The following is an 18302-nucleotide window of genomic DNA, read 5'->3' as shown; positions in this document are numbered from 1 at the left end:
GGAGATCCCCCTCGACATGCGTCAGGAGGGCAAAAAGTAAGGGGTGCCGACAGGCCGTGACAAGACGTCAATCAGCCGCTCCGGCTCCCCCACGAAGACCGGAAAACGCGTAAGGATGGCCCCGGAAAGAAGAGAGGCACCACCCCCTAGGAGCCAGCCCTATGAGCACTACAGCGCAGATCGGCGTGACGGGACTCGCGGTCATGGGCCGCAACCTCGCCCGCAACTTCGCGCGCAACGGTTACACGGTGGCGCTGCACAACCGGACGGTGGCGCGGACGCACGCGCTGGTGGAGGAGTTCGGGCACGAGGGCGTGTTCGTCGCGGCGGAGACCGCCAAGGACTTCGTGGCGGCGCTGGAACGGCCCCGCCGCCTGGTGATCATGGTGAAGGCCGGTGAGCCGACGGACGCGGTCATCCAGGAGTTCGCCCCGCTCCTCGAACCCGGCGACATGATCATCGACGGTGGCAACGCGCACTTCGCGGACACCCGGCGCCGGGAGCGCGAACTGCGCGAGCAGGGCATCCACTTCGTCGGCACGGGCATCTCCGGCGGCGAGGAGGGCGCCCTGCACGGGCCCAGCATCATGCCGGGCGGCTCGCCGGAGTCGTACGACTCGCTCGGCCCCATGCTGGAGAAGATCTCCGCGAAGGCGGCGGACGGCGCCCCGTGCGTGACGCACGTCGGGCCGGACGGCGCCGGGCACTTCGTGAAGATGGTCCACAACGGCATCGAGTACGCCGACATGCAGCTGATCGGTGAGGCGTACCAGCTGCTGCGCGAGGTCGCCGGGTACACGCCGGCGCAGATCGCGGAGATCTTCCGCACCTGGAACACGGGACGGCTCGACTCCTACCTGATCGAGATCACCGCCGAGGTCCTGTCGCACGTCGACGCGGCGACGGGCAAGCCGTTCGTGGACGTGGTCGTGGACCAGGCCGAGCAGAAGGGCACGGGCCGCTGGACGGTCCAGATCGCCCTCGACCTCGGTGTGCCGGTGTCGGGCATCGCGGAGGCGGTGTTCGCCCGCTCGCTCTCCGGGCACGCGGCGCTGCGGGAGGCCTCGCGCGGGCTGGCCGGGCCGAAGGCGGCCGCGCTGGGCGAGGCGGAGGCGGCGGCCTTCGCCGACCGGGTGGAGCAGGCGCTGTACGCCTCGAAGATCGTGTCGTACACGCAGGGCTTCCACGAGATCGCCGCCGGCAGCGAGGAGTACGGCTGGGACATCGACCTGGGTGCCGTCTCGGCGATCTGGCGCGGCGGCTGCATCATCCGGGCGGCCTTCCTCGACCGGATCCGCTCGGCCTACGACGCGCGGGCGGATCTGCCGAGTCTGCTGTCGGACGGGACGTTCGCCTCCGAGATCGCCGCCGCGCAGGACGACTGGCGTGAGGTGCTGGTGGCGGCGACGCGGCAGGGGGTGCCCACGCCCGGGTTCTCGGCGGCGCTCGCGTACTACGACGCACTGCGCGCGGAGCGGTTGCCGGCGGCGCTGACGCAGGGGCAGCGGGACTTCTTCGGGGCGCACACGTACCGGAGGGTGGACCGGGAGGGTTCGTTCCACACGCTGTGGGGCGGGGACCGGTCGGAGGTGTCCGCCTGACACGGGGGGACCGTCCGCGGCGCGACGGACCGGACCGGGGCGCGTTCGGGTGCGGGCGCGGGTGCGGGTGCGCGGGGGAGCTTGTGGCTCCGTCGTCCGCGCCCGCCCCGGCGGCTGGTGGGCGGTGAGCGGTGGGCGGTGCCCTCCTGACAGGCACCGCCCACCGGTCGTCACGACAGGGGTGGTCCGGGTTCCGGGTTCGGAACGGGTTCCGGGCCCGGCGGGATCGGAGAGGGCGAGGGCCCGGGCGGTGGGCCGGGGACGGGGGGCGGCTGGGGGGCCGGCGTGGGCTCCGGGCTGGGTACCGGGCTGGGGTACGGGTCCGGCGGTCCGGGAGTGGGCGGGACGGGGTCGGGCTGCGGGTTCGTCATCATGTCCTCCGGCCAGTGGTGAAGCGTGGCTCTGGACTACTCCCCCGCGTACCCGGCGCCGCCCCGGGCACTCACCCGGGTGGACTCCCTGCGGTCGGAACCGGCCGGGGTGCGCCCTGCGGTCAGAACCGGCCGGGGTGCGCCCGCAGCCAGTCCTTGGCGGCGGCCAGCAGCCCGGGGTCGGCCACCGGGGCCTCCTCGGGATGGCGGGCGGCCCACTTCACGACATACGGGCAGAGCGGGGCGACCGGGATGCCCTCGCGCGCGGCGGTGGCGTACAGCTCACGGGCCAGGGAGCCCGCGATGCCCTTGCCCTCGTGGGCCGGCTCCACGATCGTGTGCACCGGGACGAGGGCCCGCGCCGGCGACTCCAGCACGAAGTACTCGATGCGGCCCACGACCTCGCCGCCGTCACCGACGGCTTCGAGGCGGCCCGCCGCCCGGTCGTCGCGGATCTCTGTGTCGCTCATGGGCACTCCCGGTGCGCTGCGTACGGACTCTGTGGCCGACGCGTCGCTCAGACGGACACCGCCTGCGGGCTGCGCCGCTGGTCGGAGCCCGGTACCGGCTCCGAGGCGTCGGCCCCCAGGGCCACGATCCGGTTGTCGCGGTCCACGTGCACGACCCGCGGCGTCAGCGCCCTCGCCTCGGCGTCGGTGACCTGAGCGTAACTGATGATGATCACCAGGTCTCCGGGATGGACGAGGTGGGCGGCGGCACCGTTGATACCGACGACCCCGGAGCCGCGCTCCCCCTCGATGACGTACGTCTCCAGCCGCGCGCCGTTGGTGATGTCGACGATGTGGACCAGCTCACCGGGCAGCAGGTCGGCGGCGTCCAGCAGATCGGCGTCGATGGTCACGGATCCCACGTAGTGCAGGTCGGCCTGGGTGACGGTGGCGCGGTGGATCTTGGACTTGAACATGGTGCGCAGCATGTAGCACTCCTAGAGGACGGCTCCCTGCCTGCGTTCTTGCAGGTCAAGGGCTGTTTCCACACCCTACAACGAGTCGCATGTCCGGGCAGCTGTCCCAGGTTTTCAGGACTCGTGCTGACCACTTGCCGACTCTTCTGACGCCCGTCAGGTGACCGAGGGAGGACTTCCCCCACTCTCGCGGACCCCACCGTGGCGACGGCCCAAGCCTACGCAGCACCCCCCGAAGGACGTCCGTGATCACCGTCACGCGGACGTCATGTACGAGGACCACCGCACGGTGTGCCGGGAGCTCTGCCTCACCTGCTCGTGGACGGCGCCCGCGCCCTCGCCCGCATCGGCCGGTGGACCGACCCCGCTGACGCCATGTCCCAGCACCGCGGCATCGACAACCTGCTCCTCGACGGCCGCCAGATCAAGATCATGGCCCTGGATGGAGCAGGGCCTGGACCAGCAGGCCCGCGACCTGATCGACACCACTCAGCCCTCCGAGCCTTGGGAGAGCGATCGGACGCTGCTCGCCCCGCGGCCGCTTCGGATGGCGGTCGGGGGCGGGTCGTCCGGGCCCCGGACGGAGTCAGGGCCGGGTATGCGTCTCGTACATCCGCGCCGCCACCACGAGCCCGGAGGCGGCGGTCAGCGCGGCGACGGCCCAGATGGCGGGGCGCAGACCGTAGGCGTCGGCGAGGGCTCCGGCCAGCAGGGCGCCGACGGCGAAGCCGCCGTCGCGCCACAGCCGGTAGACGCCCACTGCGCGGGCACGCCAGGCGGGATGGGCCACGTCCCCGATGACGGCGAGCAGGGTCGGGTAGACCAGAGCGGTGCCGACGCCGAGCAGGACCTGGGCGGCTGCCCACACGGGGAATCCGGTGCCGCCGGCGACGAGGCCGATGGCGGCGGCCTGCAGCAGCATGCCCGCTGTGATCAGATGCTTGCGGCCGATGTGGTCCGACCACCAGCCGGTCAGGAGCTGGCCCGCGCCCCAGACGGCCGGATAGAGGGCGGCGAGGATGCCGATCTGGGCGATGGACAGGCCGTGGGCGGCGAACAGGAGGGGGAAGACACCCCAGGCGAGGGCGTCGTTGAGGTTGTTGACCATCCCTGCCTGGCTCGCGGCCGACAGTGCCTTCTCGCGGACGCTGGTGCGCCAGGCGATCTGACCGGTGGTCAAGTCCACGTCTGCGCTCTCCTGGACGGGGTGGCGGGCGGCTTCGACGCGGGCGTGGTCGCGGGTCTCGCGGAGGGCGAAGACCGACAGGCCCAGGGCGAGGGCGGCGTAGGCGGCGCCGAGGAGGAAGGGCTCGGGCCGCAGCCCGGCGTGTTCCGCGATCGCTCCGGTGGCCATGGCGGTGGCGGCCACGGCCAGGTAGCCGGCGGCCTCGTTGAAGCCCATCGCGAGGCCACGGCGTTCCGGGCCGACCAGGTCGATCTTCATGATGACAGTGGTGGACCAGGTCAGGCCCTGGCTGACGCCGAGCAGGACGTTGGCGGCGACGATCCAGCCCCAGGACGGGCCCCAGGCCAGCATGGCGGGAATGGGCAGGGCGACCAGCCAGCCCGCGACCAGGACCGGCTTGCGGCCATGGCGGTCGGAGAGGGTGCCGGCGAGGAAGTTGGTGATCGCCTTGGTGGTGCCGAAGGCCACGATGTAGGTGAGCGCGCTGGTGTAGGCGGACAGGTGGAAGACCTGGTCGGCGAGCAGCGGCAGGACGATGCGTTCCTGGCCGAGCATGCCGCCGACCAGGGCGTTGACGGCGACCAGCAGGATGAACTGGGCGAGGTTGGCGCGCAGTCCGAGGCGGATGCCGCTGTCGGCGGGTGCGGTGCGGGCGGTGGTCACGCGCCCTCCTCGAGGGGGCGGCCGGTGGCCTTGGCCCAGTCGGCAGGGCCGCCGTCGAGCACCGCGAGACCGCGGTGCCCGGCACGCTGCAGCAGACTGGCGGCGGTCATGGCCCGCTCGCCGTGCCCGCAGGCGACCACGGCCCCCTTCGGGGCCGCGTCGGAACGGCTGGCGAGGTCGCCGAGTTCGATGTGGACCGCGCCCGGGATGTGCCCGGCCCCGTGCTCGGCAGCCTGCCGGATGTCGAGGACGGGGCGCTCGGCGACGCGGTCGGCGGTGAGCAGGTCGATGCGCTCGCGGGGTCCGCCGTCGGCGGTCCAGGCGGCCATGCCGCCCTCAAGGTGTCCGGCCAGCCCTTCGTACCCGATCTTCCACGCCTGCCAGGCGATCTCGGCGAGGTCCTGACCGGGGCCGGTGACGAAGACGAGCGGGGTGGTGTCGGGCAGCAGCCAGCCCAGCCAGGTGGCGAACGCCTCACGCAGCGGGATGGAGAGCGCGCCGGGGATGTGGCCGGCGGCGAAGTCCGCCACCGGGCGTACGTCGACAAGCTGCGCGCCCTGGTCGAGGAGGCTGCGGACCTGGTCCGCGGTGAGCGCGGTGAGACCGAGGGCGGCGCGGAGGATCGCGGGTCCGCGCCGGTTGATCTCACCCAGCCGGTCGAAGTACGCGGGGTAGGAGCCGAGGCTGCCGAGCAGCTGCCGTGCGAAGGTGTCCTCGTCCGGGGCGGCGAGCAGCGTGTTGGCCCGCTTCTGGGCGCCGATGGTGGTGGTGCGCTCGGCGCCGGGCGGGGCGGAGCAGAAGGATCCGGCGCCGTGGGTGGGCCACACGGCGGTGGTGTCCGGCAGTTCGGCCAGGCGCCGCAGCGAGTGGTACTGGGCGCGGGCCAGTTCCTCGGCGCGCTCGGCGCCGGGCAGGTCGGTGCGGGCGGCCGAGCCGACGATCAGGGAGCCTCCGGTGAACACGCCGAGCTCGCGGGTGCCGTCCAGGAGCAGGAAGGACACGTGCTCGTCGGTGTGGCCGGGGGTGGCCAACGCCCGCAGGGTCAGTCCGCCCAGATCGGTCTCGTCGCCGTCGGCGAGCGCGGTGTGCTCGAAGGCGCGGTTCCCGGCGGCGGAGGCGAGGACGGCCGCGCCGTCATCGTGTGCGAGCTGCACCGCACCGGAGAGGAAGTCGGCGTGCAGGTGGGTGTCGGCGGCGAAGGCGACGGTCAGGCCGCGCCGGTCGGCAGCCGCACGCAGGGCGCGCAGATCGCGGCTCGCGTCCACGGCCAGGGCTCGGCCGTCGCCGAGGTCGACGAGATGGGCGCTGTTGCCCAGCCCCTCGTCGACCAGCGGTATCAGGTGATCGTCGGCGAAGCCCATCAGGTCCTCCAGGTGTCACGGTGGGTGCGCGTCGCTTCAGCCCTCACCTTTGGTTACAATATTCCATGGAATAATGGAGGATGTCATGGGAGACCCCGAGCGCAAAGCCGCTCTGTACGACGCCTTCGCACGCACCGGCAAGGCACTGAGCAGTGGAAAGCGCCTGGAACTGCTCGATCTGCTGGCCCAGGGCGAGCGGAGTGTCGACGGACTCGCCAAGGCGGCCGGGCTGAACCTGACCACCGCCTCGGCGCACCTGCAGACCCTCAAGCAGGCCGGGCTCGTGGCCACCCGCCGCGAGGGCGTACGCATCCACTACCGGCTCGCCGGAGACGATGTCGCCGCCCTCTACGCCCTGCTGCGCCAGGTCGCCCAGACCCACCAGGCAGGCGTCGAGGCCGCCCGCACCGCCTACCTCGGCACCGACGAGGCGGAGGAGATCGGTCGTGAGGAGTTGCTGGCCCGCGCTCGGACGGGTGAGGTCGTCGTCCTCGACGTCCGCCCGGCCGAGGAGTACGCCGCCGGCCACATTCCCGGTGCCCTCTCCATCCCGGTGGAAGAACTCGCCGAGCGGATCGCGGAGTTGCCGGACGACGCCGAGGTGGTCGCGTACTGCCGCGGCGCCTACTGCGTCCTCGCCCATGACGCCGTACGCCTGATGCACGCCCACGGCCGCAGGGCGGTCCGGCTGACCGACGGGATGCTGGAATGGCGACTGGCCGAGCTGCCCGTGGCCGGCGGGGCCGCCGCGTGATCCCGCGCTCGACGGCAGCCCGTCCACCTGGACTGCAACTCGACCACACCGGTCGGCCCACGGACCGCCGAGGCCATGCGCCCGTATCTGGAGGAGCCGCCCCCATGTGATCATCCAGGTCACCGGGGCTCCTACGCCTGCTCGCCGAAGGCCGCAGGTGAGGACGGGTGCGGCCGCAGGCGTCCGGTGACCCGCTGAAGATCACGATCGGGTGCTGAGGGCGGTCACCGGCGGCTGCCGTTCCGACCGCTTCGACACCATCGGCCCGCTGGTGTGCCTCGCGGGGATGGTCGTGATCATGTACGTCTTCGGGCTCCTGTGCGCCGTGCGGTGCGGCGGGCAGGCCGTCCATCACCCCTGGCCCTGGAGGTCAGGCGGCACGGCGGCCGGTGTCGAGCCCCGCGTCCTCGCTGGTGGCGAGGGCGGCTGGGGCGCCGGGAGGTTGGCCGGCGGGCGACGGTGCCGCGCCGGAAAGGTGCAGGCGTTTGAGCGCGAGGGCGTTGACGGCGACGATGACGCTGGACCCGGACATGGACAAAGCAGCGATCTCCGGCCGCAGCACCAGGCCGAGGGCGGGTTCGAAGACGCCCGCGGCGATGGGCAGCGCGACAGCGTTGTAGCCGATGGCCCAGCCGAGGTTCTGCCGCATCTTGCGCAGGGTGCCGCGGCCGATACGCAGAGCGGTCGGCACGTCGAGGGGGTCGGAGCGCATCAGGACGAGGTCCGCGGTCTCGATGGCCACGTCGGTGCCGGCGCCGATGGCGATGCCGAGGTCGGCCTGGGCGAGGGCGGGTGCGTCGTTGACGCCGTCGCCGACCATGGCGACCCTGCGGTCGCCGCGTTGCAGTTCGGCCACCTTGGCCGCCTTGTCCCCGGGCAGGACCTCGGCGATGACGGTGTCGATGCCCAGACGGTCCGCGATCCGCTCGGCGGTGGCCTGGTTGTCGCCGGTGAGCATGACCACTTCGACACCGAGGGCGTGCAGTTCGGCCACGGCGGCGGCCGAGGTCTCCCGGGGCGCGTCGGCGATCCCGATCAGGCCCGCCGCCTGTCCGTCAACGGTGGCGATGACGACGGTACGGCCGGTGGCGGCCAGCATCTCGCGTCGGGCGGCCAGTTGGCCGAGGTCGACGCCTTCACGCATCACCAGTCTGCGGTTGCCGACCGTAACTCGGTGGCCGTCGACGACCGCGGTCGCACCGTGGCCGGGGACGTTCTCGAAGTGCCGCGCGCTCACTGCCGCCACGGCCCTCCTCTCGGCGTACCGTACGACGGCTTCGGCCAAGGGGTGCTCGGACTCGCGCTCCACCGCCGCGACCAGCCGCAGCAGTTGGTCCTCGTCCGTTCCCGGGGCGGTGATCAGGTCGGTCACCTCCGGTTCGCCCCTGGTCAGGGTGCCGGTCTTGTCCATGACCACGGTCTGGATCCCCGCCGATGCCTCCAGGGCGACGGCGTTCTTGAACAGGACCCCGCGCCGGGCTCCCAGTCCCGTGCCGACCATGATGGCCGTAGGGGTGGCCAGACCCAGGGCGTCCGGGCAGGTGATGACGACGACGGTGATGGCGAACAGCATCGCGGTGCCCAGCGAGCGGTCGGTGGCCAGCAGCCAGACCGCCAGCGTCGCGGCACCGCCGATCAGGGCGACGAAGACCAGCCAGAACGCGGCCCGGTCGGCGAGCCGTTGGCCCGGGGCCTTGGAGTTCTGGGCTTCCTGGACGAGCTTGACGATCTGTGCCAGCGCGGTGTCGGAGCCGACCTTGGTGGCGCGCACACGGAGCGTGCCGTTGGCATTGATGGTCGCGCCGACGACCTGCGAGCCGGGGGCTTTGTGCACGGGCAGGCTCTCCCCGGTGACCATCGACTCGTCGACCTCGCTCTCCCCCTCCTCCACGATCCCGTCGACAGCGATCTTGGCTCCGGGCCGGACCAGCAGCAGATCGCCGACCACGACCTCGGCGGTGGGCACTTCCACCGGCTCTCCGCCCCGCACGACGAGTGCCTTGGGCGGGGCCAGGTCGAGCAGGGTGCGGATGGCGTCGTTGGCGCCTCCCCGGGCCCGCATCTCGAACCAGTGGCCGAGCAGCACGAACGAGGCCAGCACGGTGGCCGCCTCGTAGAAGACGTCGCCGCCCCCGGTGAGCGTGATGATCAGCGAGTACGTCCAGCCGGAGCCGACGGCGACCGCGACCAGCACCATCATGTCAAGCGTGCGGGCACGCAACGCCCGGACCGCGCCGACGAAGAAGATCGAGCACGAGTACAAGATCACCGGCAGGCTCAGCAGCAGCGCCCAGACATCCTGGCGCAGCCCGAAGGGCACGGGGACGTCCAGACCGAAGACGTCCTCGCCGATCGGCGACCAGATGACGATCGGGACCGAGAACACCAACGCCACCAGGAAGCGGTTGCGCATGTCGGCCACCATCGCCGCCATCGACATGGCCTCGTGGCCGCCGTGCCCCGTCAGCTCGTGCGGTGTCGTCATCTCCTCGGCCACCGTGGCGTGCCCCGCGGGCGCGCTCGGAGCGGCTGCCCGCGCGGCAGGGCCCTCATGAGTCGCATGACGGTCCTCAGCGGCTTCGACACCAGGGTCCGGCTCGGCCATCGGATCACAGACATGGGACGGCACGGACTGGCCGTCGCAGTGGTAGCCGCATTCGGTGACCCAGCGTCGCAGCTCGGCCAGCGACGTACGCCACGTGTCGAAGACCACCGTCGCCGACTGCGCGACCGGGTTGACCTCGACCTGAAGCACGCCAGGCCGCCGGCCCAGCGCAGCGGCGACGGTGCTCTGCTGGGACGCCCAGGCCAGCCCGCGCACGTCCAGAACCGCCGTGCTGCGCTCCTTACCAGGATCCTCGTGCCCAGACGTCTCGTGATCGTGGTGATGCGCGTGGTGCTGCACGGTCACTCCTCCTTCGGCGAGTGAGGCCAGGGCGGCAGGGGGCAGAGCCGTCGGCCACATGGAGCTGGGCCGAAAGGGCACGAGGCCCTGCCTGTCTTGCGCCGGAAAGTGCGGCGTCCGCGGTCTGCCCGCGTGGCAGGGTCGGGAACAGGTCGCTCTTCGCGCCAGGCGAGTTGGCTGCGGGCGGCCTCGATCTGGCTGCGGGAAGAGAGTTCGCGGTGGCCGCCGCTACGAGCATGACCGGCGAACCCGAAGACCGCGCCGAAGACGGCGACGTAGGCCGGCCCGCTCAGCATCAGGACCAGGACGTGATGGTTGCCGGGCGGCGAACACCGACAGCAGAAGCCCGACGAGCAGCCCGGACCACGCGTCGGTACCCGCCCTGGCCAGGGTGGCCCGGCTGCGGGTGAGCCGGCCGAGGACGGCCTCGACCAGGCGAACGTCCGAACCGATGATCGCGGCGCGTTCGACCGGGAATCCGCTGTCGGACAGGAAGTCCACGGTGCGCTGGGCCCCGGTGTGAGTCGGGCACGAGCCGATGACCGGACGATCGGCCCCTGCGGTGGGCGGGTGCTGGGTCATCGAAGGGCTCCCTTCGTCATCAAGCAGCCTGCGCCCGCGCCACCTCTCATGCAACGCACATTGCCGTGGGCGAGCGCGCGCGGTGCGGAAAGGCAGGGTGGCAGCGCCGGGGCACGGGCGGTGATCCGGCGGCACAGCGTGAGGGCCCGACCGCCCCTGGGTCTGGGCCGCCGGCCCACACCCCTGCCGGGTATCGAAGGGTGAGGATGGCCGGGTACACCAGGTACCGAGGTTGGGGCCCGGACCACGGGGCCGAGCCTGATGGTGTGCGCGGAGTGGCCTGGCTGATTCCTCACTCCTGTCAGCGGTCCGGCGCAGTGCAGGTCGCGCCCGTCGACGAGGATGGTCGGGGAGCCGGTGAAGCCGTCGCGCTCGGCCTCGGTGCGGTCGGCGATCACGCGCGTGGTGAACCCGGTGTCGCGCCAGCCCGATGTCGTCGAGCGCCACCAGGATCGCGCGCCGGGCCGCGGCGTAGTCGATTCAGGTGCACGTCGTCGGCCGCACGGAGCTGGGACGCGGTCATGATCAGGCCGCTGAGTTCCTTCGGCCGTACGGAGGCCGACGGTGCGCGACCGGAACCCGTACGGACGAGAGCCAGGCCCCCTGCGTTCTTGCCCTCGGCCGCGGCGACCAGAGGGACGACGCCGTCGCCGAGGGTGATCAGGACGTCATAGCGTTCGCCCCTACCCATGAGCGGGGCGTCCACCTGCTGGTGCCGGACCGGGTAGCCGTCGGTGTGGGTGATGGTCGGCCGGTGGCCGCCGAGCGCGACCCGGTAGGCGGTGTCGGAGCCGGCGTTGATGATCCGCAGCCGCACCCTGCGGCCGGGCTCGCCATGGAGACGGTGGTTGTTCGGGTCTCATCTCCGTGGCGTGCCGGCGCGGCACCCGCGCCCGCGGGACCGGCGGCGGCGTCGGCCTGGCCGTCGTCCGGGAACTGGTCACCGCTCACGGCGGCACGGTTACGGCGGCCTCCGGACCGGGCGGCGGAACCCGGATAGCCATCCGCCTGCCCCGAGCCCGCACACGACGCCCGTGAGCCGCCCGCGAAGCCGGCGCAGGCCGTCGGCGCGCCGACGCCGACCCGATGTTGCCTGTCGGGCAAATACCCCCAGGGGTATTTGACGCTCCTCTCGGAGTCGCCGTACTCTCACCAACAGGACACCCCGGGGGGTATTTGAGGAGGCAACCGAGTGGCTCGTGAAGTGACACAAGAAGACCTCGCCGCGGCCTGGTCCGACGGCGGACTGGTGGTCGACGTGCGGGAACCGGACGAGTACGCCGCCGGACATGTGCCCGGCGCACAGCCGATGCCACTGCGCACCGTGCCGGCCCGGTGCGGCGAGCTGCCCACGGACCGGGCGGTGTACGTCATCTGCGCCAGCGGCAACCGCAGCAGGACCGCCGCCGATCTGATGACCGCCCGCGGCATCGACGCCTACTCCGTGGCCGGTGGCACCGGCGCCTGGGCCCGCGGCGGCCGCCCGATCGCGACCGGATCCCGCGCGCACGCGCTCTGACCCCCGTGCGCCACCCGCACATCGGCCAGCCCGGAAGGAGCAACGCCTTGGCCGCGAACCCCTCACCCACCGACGCACCGATCTCCGGCCGCCACCGCGTCGCCGTCGTCGGCGGCGGCAGCGCCGGCGTCAGCGTCGCCGCCCGCCTGCGGCGCGCCGGCGTCACCGACATCACCCTGATCGAACCGTCCGACACCCACTGGTACCAGCCCCTGTGGACCCTCGTCGGCGGCGGCCAGGCCCCCCTGCACACCTCCCGCCGCCCCGAGGGCTCCGTCATCCCCGACGGGGTGCGCTGGATCCGCCGGCGCGCGCTGGCCGTCGATCCCGACGCCCGCACGGTGACCCTGTCCGACGACGCCGAACTCACCTACGACCACCTGGTGCTGGCACCCGGCCTGCAGCTCGAATGGGACGGCGTGCCCGGCCTGGCCGAGGCCGTCGGACACGACAGGGTGAGCAGCAACTACGCTCCCGAGTACGCGCCGCGCACCTGGGAGCTGATCAGGCAGACGCGCTCGGGCACCGCGGTGTTCACCCACCCGGCGACCCCGATCAAGTGCGGCGGCGCCCCGCAGAAGATCGCCTATCTGGCCGCCGATCACTGGCGCAGGCAGAAGGTCCTCGACCGGATACGGATCATCCTCGTCATCCCCGATCCGGCCCTGTTCAAGGTGCCTGCGTGGTCACAGGTGCTGGAGCAGGTGGCCGCCCGCTACGGCATCGAGGTGCGGCTGCGCTCGGAGATGACCGCCGTCGACGGCGACCGCCGCGAGATCACGGTCGCCGACCACGCGACCGGCACCAAGGAGACCATCGGCTACGACCTCCTGCACGCCGTGCCGCCGCAGAGCGCCCCCGACTGGATCGCGTCGGGCTCACTCGCCGACCCGGCCAGCCCTCAGGGATTCGTCGCCGCCGACAAACACACCCTCCAGCACCCGTCGTACGACAACGTCTTCGCGCTCGGCGACGTGGCGAACCTGCCCACCTCCAAGACCGGGGCCGCCGTGCGCAAGCAGGCTCCGGTCGTGGCCGCCAACCTGCTCGACGTGATGAACGGCCGCCCCCCGTCGCACCGCTACGACGGCTACACCTCCTGTCCGCTGGTGACCGCCCGCGACCGGATGCTGCTCGCCGAGTTCGACTACGACCTGAACCCCACACCCACCTTCCCGCTGCTCGACCCCTTCAAGGAGCGGCGCACGATGTGGCTGTTCAAGCGGTACGGGCTGCCGCCGGTGTACTGGCACGGCATGCTCACCGGCCGCCTCTGACCGGCCCCGGCCCGGGCTACCGCCCCGCCCTCGAAGAAGGGCGGACCAGACCCTCTTACATACCCCCATGGGTATGAAGAGTCCTCGCTTCCGACATGGAGGTCACCCCAAGATGTTCTTCGCCCAGTACTACCTCGACTGCCTCTCCCAGGCGTCGTACATGATCGCCGACGAGACCACAGGCAAGGCCGTCGTCGTCGACCCCCGCCGTGACGTGTCCGAGTACCTCACCGACGCCGCCGAGCACGGCTTCACCATCGAGGCCGTCATCAACACCCACTTCCACGCCGACTTCCTCGCCGGTCACCTGGAACTCGCCGACCGCACCGGCGCCTGGATCGGCTACGGACAGCGCGCCGAGGCCGAATACCCGATCCGCAAGCTGACCGACGGCGAGCGCATCAGCCTCGGCGACGTCCAGCTGCAGATCCTCGAAACCCCGGGCCACACCCCGGAGTCGATCAGCGTCCTGGTGTACGAGCACGCGGACGACGCCGTCCCCTACGGCGTCCTCACGGGCGACGCCCTGTTCATCGGCGACGTCGGCCGCCCCGACCTGCTCGCCTCGATCGGCGTGACCGCCGACGAACTCGGCAGGATGCTTTACCAGACCATCCAGCACAAGCTGATGGGCCTCCCTGACGCGGTCCGCGTCTTCCCCGCTCACGGCGCCGGGTCCGCCTGCGGCAAGAACCTCTCCACCCGGCGCCAGTCCACCATCGGCGAGCAGCGTGCCACCAACTACGCCTGCCGCCCGATGAGCGAGGAGAAGTTCGTCGAGCTGGTCACCGCGGGGCAGCCCTCCGCGCCCGCCTACTTCGTCTACGACGCCATCCTCAACCGCAAGGAACACGGCCTGTTCGACGCGGCCGATGCGCCGCGACCGTTGTCGGTCGGGGATTTCCTGGAGCGGCGCGCGGCTGGCGCGGTCGTGGTCGACGCCCGCTCCCCGCAGGACTTCGCCGCCGGTCACGTGTGCGGTTCGGTGAACGTGCCCGCCGACGGGCGCTTCGCCGAGCAGGCGGGCATGGTCGTCGCCCCCGAGCAGGACGTCGTCGTGGTCGCGCCCCAGGACCGCGAGGAGGAGATCGTCACCCGGCTGGCCCGCATCGGCTTCGACAAGGTCGGCGGCTATCTGCGCGAGCCGGAGGGCGCCTTCCTGGCCCTGGCCGACGAACTGGAGCAGGCCAGCCGGCTGACCGCCGACGAGCTGCGCCGGGCGCTGGACGGCGAGGTACCCCCGCTGGTCCTCGACGTGCGCAACACCGCCGAGCGCGAAGAGGGATTCATCGAAGGCTCGTTGCACATCCCCCTGGCCGAACTCGCCCGCCGCAGCGACGAGATCCCGGCCGGCCGGCCCCTCGTCGTGCACTGCGCGGGCGGTCACCGCTCCTCCATCGCCGCCAGCCTGCTGCGCCACCAGGGCCGCACCGACGTCTCCGACCTGCTCGGCGGCTACGGCGCCTGGCTCGCCCAGCCTGCCACGGCCGACGCCTGACCCACCCCGCCCCGGGCGGCGGTCCCCAGGCCGCGGCCGCCGCCCCCCGTCAAGAGAGAGCTTCAAAGACAGCAAGGAACCCGATGACCACCCACACCGACAAACCACGACTCGATCCCGCCGCCCTGCGCGACCTGACCCGGGACGGGGAAGGCCCGCGCCTGCTGGACGTACGCACGCCCGGCGAGTTCCGCACGGCCCACATCCCCGGCTCCTACAACGTCCCCCTCGACACCCTCCGCGAGCACCGCGCCGAACTGCGCCACCACCTCGACGAGGACGTCGTCCTCATCTGCGGCTCCGGCGCCCGCGCCGCCCAGGCCGAACAGGCCCTCGCCGAAGCCGGACTGCCCAACCTGCGCGTCCTCGACGGCGGCGTCATGGCCTGGGAGGCCGCCGGCGGCGCCCTCACCCGCGGCCCGGAGCGCTGGGACCTGGAGCGCCAGGTGCGCCTGGTCGCCGGCACCCTCGTCCTGATCACCGGCATCGCGGGCCTGTTCCTTCCCGGCCTGCACCTGATCGGCACAGCCGTCGGCGCCGGGCTGACCGTCGCCGCGCTCACCAACACCTGCGCGATGGGCATGCTGCTGGCGAAGCTGCCCTACAACCGCGGCCCGCGCGCCGACATCGACACCGTCGTCGCCGCCCTGCGGAGCACGTCATGATCGCCGTGATCATCGCCGCTTCCCTGCTCATCGGGGTCAGCCTCGGCGTCCTGGGCGGTGGTGGGTCCATCCTGACCGTGCCCATCCTGGTCTACCTGGCCGGAATGGAGACCAAGGAGGCCATCGCCACCTCGCTGTTCGTCGTCGGTGTCACCAGCGCCGCCGGGGTCGTCTCACACGCCCGCGCCGGACGTGTCCGCTGGCGCACCGGGCTGCTGTTCGGCCTGGCCGGCATGACCGGCGCCTACGCGGGCGGACGGCTGGCCGAGTTCGTCCCCGGTACCGTCCTGCTCATCGCGTTCGCCCTCATGATGATCGCCACCGCCGGCGCCATGATCCGGGGACGCAAACAGCAGCCGAAGAAGGTCCACCACGAACTCCCCGTCCTGCACGTCCTGTTGGACGGCATCGTCGTCGGCCTGGTCACCGGGCTGGTCGGCGCGGGCGGCGGCTTCCTGGTCGTCCCCGCCCTCGCGCTGCTCGGCGGACTGCCGATGACCGTCGCCGTGGGCACCTCCCTGCTGGTCATCGCCATGAAGTCCTTCGCGGGACTCGCCGGTTACCTCGCCAGCGTGCACATCGACTGGGGGTTCGCGGCCCTCGTCACGGCGACCGCCGTCGTCGGCAGCCTGCTCGGCGGTCTGCTCGCCGGACGCATCCCGCAGGACGCCCTGCGCAAGTCCTTCGGCTGGTTCGTCGCCGTCATGGGCGTCTTCGTCCTCGGCCAGCAGATCAGCCCCGACCTGCGCCACACGCTGCTGACCAGCCCCTGGACCTGGGCCTCCGTGGCCGCGGCTGCGGGGATCGTGTTCAGCTGGTACATGTTGCGTGGCTCCGACGGACGAACGCCGACGGGGGTCCCCCCGCGCGAGCAAGGCCGAGCGTGGGGGACGGCAGGCGAGGCCCCGGCGCCGTCGGACGACGCAAGCGGGCGGACCGTCTCGCGCCCCGTCCCTGCTGAGGCCGTGCGGCGCAATGGCAGCACCGCGTCACCGCACGACACGTAGTGGCGCAGCAGAGGCTCCAAGAACCCGGTCCCCCTGGAGGCCCGACCGGTTCGTCGCCGAGGAGCTGTCCGGTCTGAAGCCGTCCGGGCGGGCGGTGGCCCTCGCCGCCGGCGAGGGCCGCAACGCGGTGTGGCTCGCGGCACGGGGCTGGGAGGTGGGCGCCGTCGACTTCTCCGCCGTAGCGCTGCAGAAGGCCGAGGGGCTGGCCGCCGAACGGGGTGTGCGGCTGCGGACCGTGCGGGCCGAGTTCGACGGCTGCGGGGCGCCTCCCCCGCGGGGCGTGCTCGGAGAGCGCCGGTAGATGCTCGCGACGGAGGGGCTGGGCCCCTTGTGCTTGCCGGTGGGGGTGATCCGACCGGGCTTGGATCCGCTCGACGGACTCGCCCGCACCCTCGCCCGGCGCAAGACGACCATGTGCCCCGGCCCCGCCCTCCGCATCTACGCTGTCCGGGGCGCCAGCCCCGCTGGTCAGCACCTGCGGCGCCACACCAGGCCGGTCCCGTCATTACGTGGGACCTCACACACGTGCCGTCCTGTCGGCTCCGTGTTCTGCTCGGCGATCCATGTGCCCATGGAGAACGCGAACACGAACATGCCGAGCGCGATACAGACGCGGGTCGACAGGGCGAGACCGTCCCAGCGCTGCCGCCACCTGCCGGGCTCGCGGGTGTACACGACCCACCCGGAGCCAGACCTGCCGTGGGCGTTGGCGCGTCCTCTCGGCCACGGGTCCAGGGCCGCGCGATGACCAGAGCGGCGCGCGTGATCGATCTGGTTCGTTGACCTCTCGGAACTGAGCGCTGCCCCTCGGATCTCCGCGCCGCACTCGCGACACCTCCAGCGCGTCACCTGTGCCACTTCGCCCCCTCATCCCGGCGCCACCCCCGCCTGTCGGCAAGCTGCTCCACGGCCTGATCCGTGCGCGCGAACCTACATCTGCCCGACCTCCCCACGGAGCACGTCCCGTCAAGAGCTGGACCTGAAGCTCCGCTGTCGGATCGTCGTTCGCCACGCACAGAAACCCAGAGGCGACCCCCTCCTGCGTCTGGGGGCCCGGGTCCCTCAGGATCGACAGGGCCCGGGCCTCCACTCCCCCGTACCAGGGGGCGACGTGCGGCATCCAGCTCCGCCCATCCGCGGGCGGGGTCGTACGAGCACCGGGACAACCACGGGGCCGGGCCGGCGGGTGCGGTCGCGACGCGCGATGGTGACGTCGCAGGCCGGTGGCCGGTCGTACGAGGGGAGTTCCGGTGCGGCACCGTACGACGACCCTTTCGGCTCGGCCACCGACGATGCTTCGGCATACCCGGCAGCGTAGCCATCGGCCCGCGAAGCCTCACGACCTGTGGCCCTGGCCACCCGCTCGGCATGGGCCCGGCGCAGCGCGGCGGCCTCGGTCGCCGCGGCCTGGCGGCGGCACTCTGCGCGGGCCTGCTCGGTCAGGGGCGGCGCATCGTCCGGGACGCGGCGTCGGGCTCGAGGCACGGCGGGCCGATGCGCGCATCGCGGCGGTCTGCCGCTCTCCCGCCCGGGCGATGACCTGGTCCACCCGGGACGGGGACGCGGCCCGGCGGAATGCCTCGATCGCCCGGCGGCAGCCGGCCGCCGGAGCAGGGCGCCGCGCACCCGTCCGCCCGCGGCGTGAAGCGACGGCGGCCGGCGGATGTCCGCCGGCCGCCGTCGTGTGTCACGCGAGCGTGAGGAAGAGTTTCTCCAGTTCCTGTTCGCTCATAGGGGGTGCGCCTTCCTCGCTTTCGGCGAGGCACTGGCGCATGCCGCTGGCGACGATCTTGAATCCGGCCCGGTCGAGAGCGCGGGAGACGGCGGCGAGCTGGGTGACGACGTCCCCGCAGTCGCGGCCGGCTTCGATCATGGCGATGACGCCCGCGAGCTGGCCCTGCGCGCGGCGCAACCGGTTGAGGACCGCGGCCGCCGCTTCTTCTTCTACCTTCACCGGGTCCTCCTTCTCACCGACCATCGACTCAAGG

The 18302-nt window shown here is 72.3% G+C and carries 16 protein-coding genes and 1 pseudogene; 9 read left to right on the top strand and 8 right to left on the bottom strand.

What is annotated here, in order from left to right:
- The first annotated feature begins 161 nt into the window (after positions 1–161).
- A complete protein-coding gene (gene gndA, locus ACFY2L_RS09890) occupies positions 162–1601 on the top strand; it encodes an NADP-dependent phosphogluconate dehydrogenase (RefSeq protein WP_390656402.1) in 1440 nt (479 codons plus the stop codon).
- Between the two features lie 493 nt (positions 1602–2094).
- Here gndA and ACFY2L_RS09885 read toward each other — a convergent pair whose 3' ends face one another.
- From ACFY2L_RS09885 to ACFY2L_RS09870, 4 genes are all read right to left on the bottom strand, one after another.
- Entirely contained in the window at positions 2095–2442 is a 348-nt protein-coding gene (locus ACFY2L_RS09885) for a GNAT family N-acetyltransferase (protein WP_390656401.1), read from the bottom strand.
- 47 nt (positions 2443–2489) lie between these two features.
- Complete coding sequence (gene panD, locus ACFY2L_RS09880) at positions 2490–2909, bottom strand: aspartate 1-decarboxylase (protein WP_390656400.1); 420 nt, start codon at positions 2907–2909, stop codon at positions 2490–2492.
- A 574-nt stretch (positions 2910–3483) separates the two neighbouring features.
- Positions 3484–4746, bottom strand: a complete 1263-nt coding sequence (locus ACFY2L_RS09875; protein WP_390821990.1) for an MFS transporter — start codon at positions 4744–4746, stop codon at positions 3484–3486.
- A complete protein-coding gene (locus ACFY2L_RS09870) occupies positions 4743–6107 on the bottom strand; it encodes a rhodanese-like domain-containing protein (protein ID WP_390821989.1) in 1365 nt (454 codons plus the stop codon). Before ACFY2L_RS09870 ends, ACFY2L_RS09875 begins: the two co-directional genes overlap by 4 nt.
- Before the next feature lie 85 nt (positions 6108–6192).
- Here ACFY2L_RS09870 and ACFY2L_RS09865 point away from each other — a divergent pair, with 85 nt between their 5' ends.
- Positions 6193–6861: an ArsR/SmtB family transcription factor gene (locus ACFY2L_RS09865; RefSeq protein ID WP_390656397.1), complete on the top strand. Its 669-nt coding sequence runs from the start codon at positions 6193–6195 to the stop codon at positions 6859–6861.
- A 370-nt stretch (positions 6862–7231) separates the two neighbouring features.
- Here the strand turns inward: ACFY2L_RS09865 and ACFY2L_RS09860 are convergent, their stop codons facing one another.
- From ACFY2L_RS09860 to ACFY2L_RS09850, 3 genes and pseudogenes are all read right to left on the bottom strand, one after another.
- On the bottom strand, positions 7232–9766 hold the full coding sequence (locus ACFY2L_RS09860; RefSeq protein WP_390821988.1) for a heavy metal translocating P-type ATPase: 2535 nt from the start codon (positions 9764–9766) through the stop codon (positions 7232–7234).
- Between the two features lie 228 nt (positions 9767–9994).
- Positions 9995–10348, bottom strand: coding sequence for a general stress protein (locus ACFY2L_RS09855; protein ID WP_390821987.1), 354 nt, complete (start codon positions 10346–10348; stop codon positions 9995–9997).
- A gap of 481 nt (positions 10349–10829) precedes the next feature.
- A pseudogene (locus ACFY2L_RS09850) lies at positions 10830–11183 on the bottom strand (multicopper oxidase family protein); the annotation flags it as partial.
- Between the two features lie 32 nt (positions 11184–11215).
- On the opposite strand from ACFY2L_RS09850, the gene ACFY2L_RS09845 reads away from it, so the two are divergent.
- The 7 genes from ACFY2L_RS09845 (at position 11216) to ACFY2L_RS09815 (ending at position 16615) form a co-directional block, all read left to right on the top strand.
- Complete coding sequence (locus ACFY2L_RS09845) at positions 11216–11386, top strand: ATP-binding protein (protein WP_390821986.1); 171 nt, start codon at positions 11216–11218, stop codon at positions 11384–11386.
- A gap of 154 nt (positions 11387–11540) precedes the next feature.
- The gene (locus ACFY2L_RS09840) at positions 11541–11867 is read left to right on the top strand and encodes a rhodanese-like domain-containing protein (protein WP_390821985.1); all 327 of its coding nucleotides are present in this window, start codon (positions 11541–11543) and stop codon (positions 11865–11867) included.
- Positions 11868–11914: 47 nt separating this feature from the next.
- Positions 11915–13144: an FAD-dependent oxidoreductase gene (locus ACFY2L_RS09835; RefSeq protein WP_390821984.1), complete on the top strand. Its 1230-nt coding sequence runs from the start codon at positions 11915–11917 to the stop codon at positions 13142–13144.
- A gap of 112 nt (positions 13145–13256) precedes the next feature.
- Complete coding sequence (locus ACFY2L_RS09830; protein WP_390656392.1) at positions 13257–14642, top strand: rhodanese-like domain-containing protein; 1386 nt, start codon at positions 13257–13259, stop codon at positions 14640–14642.
- 83 nt (positions 14643–14725) lie between these two features.
- Complete coding sequence (locus tag ACFY2L_RS09825) at positions 14726–15307, top strand: rhodanese-like domain-containing protein (protein ID WP_390821983.1); 582 nt, start codon at positions 14726–14728, stop codon at positions 15305–15307.
- Complete coding sequence (locus ACFY2L_RS09820; protein WP_390821982.1) at positions 15304–16314, top strand: sulfite exporter TauE/SafE family protein; 1011 nt, start codon at positions 15304–15306, stop codon at positions 16312–16314. Before ACFY2L_RS09825 ends, ACFY2L_RS09820 begins: the two co-directional genes overlap by 4 nt.
- A 94-nt stretch (positions 16315–16408) precedes the next feature.
- Positions 16409–16615 carry a methyltransferase domain-containing protein gene (locus ACFY2L_RS09815; protein ID WP_390821981.1) on the top strand — a complete coding sequence of 69 codons (207 nt, stop codon included), beginning with the start codon at positions 16409–16411 and terminating at the stop codon, positions 16613–16615.
- Positions 16616–18001: 1386 nt separating this feature from the next.
- Here the strand turns inward: ACFY2L_RS09815 and ACFY2L_RS09810 are convergent.
- Entirely contained in the window at positions 18002–18292 is a 291-nt protein-coding gene (locus tag ACFY2L_RS09810; protein ID WP_390656387.1) for a metal-sensitive transcriptional regulator, read from the bottom strand.
- Between the last annotated feature and the right edge of the window lie 10 nt (positions 18293–18302).

This window comes from Streptomyces sp. NPDC001381, assembly GCF_042895685.1.
In the GTDB taxonomy this organism is placed as follows: Bacteria; Actinomycetota; Actinomycetes; order Streptomycetales; family Streptomycetaceae; genus Streptomyces.
The sequence above is the reverse complement of the archived record's forward strand: the minus strand, read 5'-3'. Positions and strand labels throughout refer to the sequence as shown.

What these genes read in the sequence shown, in the direction of transcription:
- ACFY2L_RS09855 (WP_390821987.1), bottom strand. Translation starts at nt 10,348, where the DNA reads ATGACCCAGCACCCGCCCACCGCAGGGGCCGATCGTCCGGTCATCGGC.
- ACFY2L_RS09885 (WP_390656401.1), bottom strand. Translation starts at nt 2,442, where the DNA reads ATGAGCGACACAGAGATCCGCGACGACCGGGCGGCGGGCCGCCTCGAA.
- ACFY2L_RS09810 (WP_390656387.1), bottom strand. Translation starts at nt 18,292, where the DNA reads ATGGTCGGTGAGAAGGAGGACCCGGTGAAGGTAGAAGAAGAAGCGGCG.
- ACFY2L_RS09820 (WP_390821982.1), top strand. Translation starts at nt 15,304, where the DNA reads ATGATCGCCGTGATCATCGCCGCTTCCCTGCTCATCGGGGTCAGCCTC.
- ACFY2L_RS09865 (WP_390656397.1), top strand. Translation starts at nt 6,193, where the DNA reads ATGGGAGACCCCGAGCGCAAAGCCGCTCTGTACGACGCCTTCGCACGC.
- panD (WP_390656400.1), bottom strand. Translation starts at nt 2,909, where the DNA reads ATGCTGCGCACCATGTTCAAGTCCAAGATCCACCGCGCCACCGTCACC.
- ACFY2L_RS09870 (WP_390821989.1), bottom strand. Translation starts at nt 6,107, where the DNA reads ATGGGCTTCGCCGACGATCACCTGATACCGCTGGTCGACGAGGGGCTG.
- ACFY2L_RS09830 (WP_390656392.1), top strand. Translation starts at nt 13,257, where the DNA reads ATGTTCTTCGCCCAGTACTACCTCGACTGCCTCTCCCAGGCGTCGTAC.
- gndA (WP_390656402.1), top strand. Translation starts at nt 162, where the DNA reads ATGAGCACTACAGCGCAGATCGGCGTGACGGGACTCGCGGTCATGGGC.
- ACFY2L_RS09825 (WP_390821983.1), top strand. Translation starts at nt 14,726, where the DNA reads ATGACCACCCACACCGACAAACCACGACTCGATCCCGCCGCCCTGCGC.